This window comes from Streptomyces sp. NBC_01381, assembly GCF_026340305.1.
Taxonomy (GTDB): Bacteria; Actinomycetota; Actinomycetes; order Streptomycetales; family Streptomycetaceae; genus Streptomyces.
On record NZ_JAPEPI010000002.1, the window covers coordinates 3,058,142 to 3,062,761 of the forward strand.

A 4,620-nucleotide genomic window follows, 5' to 3' on the forward strand; every position below is an offset into this window, starting at 1 on the left:
TGAAGGCGACCGGGCTGCGCTAGGGGTGGGGCGATGAGAGTGCTGGTGGTTGAGGATCATGCCGTGCTGGCGGAATCGGTGGCGCGGGTATTACGCCGCGAAGGAATGGCCGTCGATGTCGTACACGACGGTGAACGCGCCCTGGAGAGCACCTCCGTCGTCGACTACGACGTCGTCGTGCTCGACCGGGACCTCCCCGGAATCCACGGCGACGACGTCTGCGGCACGCTGGCCGAACAGCCGCAGCAGCCCCGTGTGCTGATGCTCACCGCCTCCGGCACGATGGCCGAGCGGGTGGAAGGGCTGAATCTGGGCGCGGACGACTATCTGCCCAAGCCCTTCGCCTATCCGGAGCTCATCGCCCGGATCCGCGCCATCTCCCGGCGCCCGCAGCAGGCGCTCGCGCCCATCCTCGACCACGGCGACCTGCGGCTCGACCCAGGCAAGCGGCTCGCCACTCGCGGCGGCGAGCGGCTGCCACTCAACCCCAAGGAGCTGGCGGTCCTCGAGTACCTCATGACCGCCGAGGGCCGGGTGGTACCGACCGAGGAGCTGCTGGAGCGGGTGTGGGACGACGCAACGGACCCGTTCACCAACACCGTCAAGACGACGATCAACCGGCTGCGCGCGAAGCTGGGGTCCCCGCCCGTGATCGAGACGGTACCCCGCGGCGGGTACCGGATCTGACCGGATCTGAGGTGTCATGCGCTCGTTCCCGCTGACCGCGACCCACCTCACCCGTGCCCGGGCCGCCGCGCTGCTGCGGCCCCGGCGGGTACGCATGCGCCTCACCCTGCTGTACGGAGGGCTGTTCGTCCTGTCCGGCGCCGTCCTGCTCACCGTCACCTATCTGCTCGTGGCCAGCTCCACCGGCGGCCCAGTCCTGGTCAGCGGCTACCAGGAGTCGTCGGAGTCGGGTGAGCCGCCGCGCCGCAGCCGGTTGATCGGCGACGGCCAACCGGCGTCGGCCGACCGGCTTACGGAAGGGCTGCGCCAGCAGGCCGCCCGTACCCACGAGGAAATGATGAGCCGGCTGCTGTTCGAGTCGGCGATCGCCCTCGCGGTCACGGCGGTGATCGCGATCTGGCTCGGCTGGGTGGTCGCCGGCCGCGTGCTGCACCCGCTGCGCTCCATGACCACCGCCATCCAGCAGATCACGGCACGCAATGTGCACGAGCGGCTGGCCGTCGACGGCCCGCGCGACGAGCTGAAGGACCTCGCCGACACGGTGGACGGCCTGCTCGGCCGACTGGAGACGGCCCTGGACTCCCATAGACGCTTCGTCGCCAACGCCGCGCACGAACTGCGCACCCCGCTCACGCTGGAGCACGCGCTGCTCGAGGAGTCCCTCATCGACGGCGCCCCGACGGTCGAGTCCTTCCGCAGCAACTTCGAGCGGCTGCTGGCGATCAGCAAGCAGCAGGGCCGACTGCTGGAGTCGCTGCTGTTCCTGGCGACCAGCGAGCGCGGCCTCGAGCAGCCGGAGCCGCTGGAGCTGGCGCACCTCGCCGACGAAATCGTACGTACCTTCCGCCCGGCCGCCGAACGGCGCGGCCTGCGGCTCGTCGCCGATGTCGAGCCCGCCGCCCTGCACGGTGACCCAGTGCTGGTGGAACGGCTGCTGGCCAACCTCCTCGACAACGCGATCGACTACAACCACCCCGACGGGCAGGTGGAGATCACCATCGGCACCCGCTCCGGCCGGGCCTTCGTCCGGGTCGCCAACACCGGTCCGCAGGTCCCCGCGGACCAGGTCGACCGGCTGTTCAACCCCTTCCAGCGGATGCGCCGCAACGCCGACGACGGCCACCACGGCCTCGGCCTGTCCATCGTCCGCTCCATCGCCACCGCACACGACGCCGAACTCACGGCGCAGGACCGCCCGGACGGCGGCCTGGTCGTGCAGGTGGTCTTTCCCGCACAGCGCAAGCTCACCGGCGCTGCGACGAGAGCGGTGACAAGAAAGGCCGACAAGTCCAAATAGCGTGTCCAAGTGCCGAGAATAAGCGGTTGGACAGGGCTGTCAAATTACGCTGCTTGTCGTCTACCAGGGGCCTGATTATTGTTGGCCACGCCCAGGTGAACCCATTGGCGGGAGTGGTCATGGCGAATCCCTTTGACGACGAGAACGGCTCCTTTCTGGTGCTGGTGAACGACGAAAACCAGCATTCTCTCTGGCCCGCATTCGCCGAGGTGCCGGACGGCTGGAAGGTCGTTTTCGGCGAGGGAATGCGAGCGGCCTGCATGTCGTACATCGAGGAGAACTGGACGGACATGCGTCCCAGGAGCCTCGCCGAGGCGATGGACGCGGCCGACGGCGAGAACGTCACGGCCGAATCCGTCAACTGACCGAAGACCGACCGGACGGCGAGACAACGGGACAGAGGTGGTAGCTGTGGCCATGATGGGTGGCCCAGGACCGGTGATCGTGCGAGGGGACGGACCCGATCCGTCCATCGGGAAACAAGAGGTCAGGCCCGGCACCGCAAAGCGAATATTCCCGTACGCCAGGCGACACCGCCGCATAATAGTGGGCCTGTTGGCGACGACGACGCTGAACGCCGGCATCGCGGTTGCCATTCCGCTGATGTTCAAATACCTCATCGACAACGGAATTCTCAAGAACGACACCTCGGCCGTCGTATGGATAGCCGTGGCCGTCGCCGGATTGTCCCTCGTGGCCGGCCTGCTTGGATTCGTGGAGGCCTGGGTGTCCGCCCGGGTCAGCGAGGGGCTCATCTACGACCTGCGGACCGAGGTCTTCGACCACGTACAGCGGCAGCCGCTGGCCTTCTTCACCCGGGCCCAGACCGGAGCGCTGGTCAGTCGGCTCAACACCGACGTGATGGGAGCACAAGCGGCGCTCACGTCGCTGCTCTCCACCGTCGTCTCCGCTGCGCTCACCCTCACCTTCATCCTGATCACGATGATCTACCTGTCGTGGGTCATCACGCTGATCGCCCTGCTGCTGGCCCCGTTCTTCGTGGTGCCCGGCCGGGTCATCGGCCGCCGGATGCAGCGGCTCATGCGGCGGCACATGCAGATCAACGCCGAAATGGGCTCGATGATGCATGAGCGGTTCAACGTCACCGGCGCCCTCCTCGCCAAGCTCTACGGCCGCCCCGGCCGGGAGTCGGCCGAGTTCTCCGGACTGGCGGGCAGAAGCCGCGACGTGGGTGTGCAGACCTCCGTCCACATGAAGCTGCTCTTCCTCTCCACCATGCTGGTCAGCTCGCTGGCCACGGCCGCGGTGTACGGGGTCGGCGGCCATCTGGTCATCGACCGCACCATCCAGATGGGCACCCTGGTGGCCCTGGCCACCCTGCTCACCCGGCTGATGCAGCCGATCGGCCAGCTCTCCAACGCCCAGGCGGACGTGATGAATACGCTGGTCAGCTTTGACCGGCTGTTCGAGGTCCTGGACCTGAAGCCGCTGATCGCGGAGAAGCCGGACGCGGTGGCGCTGCCGGCGGCGAGCGGTGCCGGAGACGGTGCCGGCGGCAAGCAGTCGCCCGCGATGTCGGTCGAGTTCGACAATGTGTCGTTCCGCTACCCCAAGGCGGCCGACGTCTCGCTCGCCTCCCTCGAATCGATCGCGCTGCCGATGCCGGAGCGCGCCGGCGACGCCTGGACCCTGCGGGACCTCAGCTTCACCGCACCGGCCGGCAAGCTCACCGCGCTGGTCGGCCGCTCCGGAGCGGGCAAGACGACCATCACGCACCTGGTGCCGCGCCTGTACGACCCGGGCGCCGGTACGGTGCGCATCGGCGGCCATGACCTGCGCGACCTGACCCTGGAGTCGGTGCTGGACACCGTCGGCATGGTCACCCAGGATGCGCACCTCTTCCACACCACCATCCGCCAGAACCTCACTTACGCCCGCCCGGACGCCACCGAGCAGGACCTGATCGACGCCTGCAAGGCCGCGCAGATCTGGGAGCTGATCGAAGCGCTTCCGGACGGCTTCGACACCGTGGTCGGCGACCGTGGCTACCGGCTCTCCGGCGGCGAGAAGCAGCGCATCGCCATGGCCAGGCTGCTGTTGAAGGCTCCGCCCGTCGTGGTCCTCGACGAGGCCACCGCGCATCTCGATTCGGAGTCCGAGGCGGCCGTGCAACAGGCCCTCAAGACCGCGCTGAAGGGGCGCACCTCGCTGGTCATCGCCCACCGACTGGCAACGATCCGCGACGCCGACCAGATCTTGGTGATCGACGAGGGCCGGGTCCAGGAGTCGGGCACCCACGAGGAACTGCTCGAACAGGGCGGGCTGTACGCCGAGCTGTACCGGACGCAGTTCGCTGACCAGTCGAAGAACGGATCGCCGGCGCCGCGACCGGAACTGGAGCCGGTGCATACGGGCGGGCCCGGGCCTGGGCCGGGCGGTCCTGGGCCCGGTGGCCGTGGTCCGGTGCGGATCGGGATGGGACCCGAGCCCGGGATGGGACCAGGGCCGGGGATGGGACCAGGGCCGGGGATGGGCCCCGGGCCGGGCATGGGACCGGGCCCCGGCGGGCCCGGAGGCGGCCCCTTCTTTCACCAGGGCCCGCCGCCACCGCCGCCTGAGCACCGCTGACTCCGCACGCACGTCCAGCGATCGACGACCCAGTGGAGACCTCTGGC

General features: G+C 68.9%; 4 protein-coding genes. All 4 read left to right on the forward strand.

Going from position 1 to position 4,620, the window contains the following annotated elements; genetic code table 11:
- Positions 1–33: 33 nt before the first annotated feature.
- The 4 genes from OG453_RS35160 to OG453_RS35175 all read left to right on the forward strand — a co-directional run bounded on the left by OG453_RS35160 (position 34) and on the right by OG453_RS35175 (position 4,573).
- Complete coding sequence (locus OG453_RS35160; RefSeq protein WP_266872602.1) at positions 34–687, forward strand: response regulator transcription factor; 654 nt, start codon at positions 34–36, stop codon at positions 685–687.
- Between the two features lie 16 nt (positions 688–703).
- On the forward strand, positions 704–1,984 hold the full coding sequence (locus tag OG453_RS35165) for a HAMP domain-containing sensor histidine kinase (protein WP_266872603.1): 1,281 nt from the start codon (positions 704–706) through the stop codon (positions 1,982–1,984).
- 119 nt (positions 1,985–2,103) lie between these two features.
- Positions 2,104–2,349: an MbtH family protein gene (locus tag OG453_RS35170; protein ID WP_266872604.1), complete on the forward strand. Its 246-nt coding sequence runs from the start codon at positions 2,104–2,106 to the stop codon at positions 2,347–2,349.
- 181 nt (positions 2,350–2,530) lie between these two features.
- Entirely contained in the window at positions 2,531–4,573 is a 2,043-nt protein-coding gene (locus tag OG453_RS35175; RefSeq protein WP_266872605.1) for an ABC transporter ATP-binding protein, read from the forward strand.
- Positions 4,574–4,620: the final 47 nt, after the last annotated feature.

What these genes read in the sequence shown, in the direction of transcription:
- OG453_RS35165 (WP_266872603.1), top strand. Translation starts at nt 704, where the DNA reads ATGCGCTCGTTCCCGCTGACCGCGACCCACCTCACCCGTGCCCGGGCC.
- OG453_RS35160 (WP_266872602.1), top strand. Translation starts at nt 34, where the DNA reads ATGAGAGTGCTGGTGGTTGAGGATCATGCCGTGCTGGCGGAATCGGTG.
- OG453_RS35170 (WP_266872604.1), top strand. Translation starts at nt 2,104, where the DNA reads ATGGCGAATCCCTTTGACGACGAGAACGGCTCCTTTCTGGTGCTGGTG.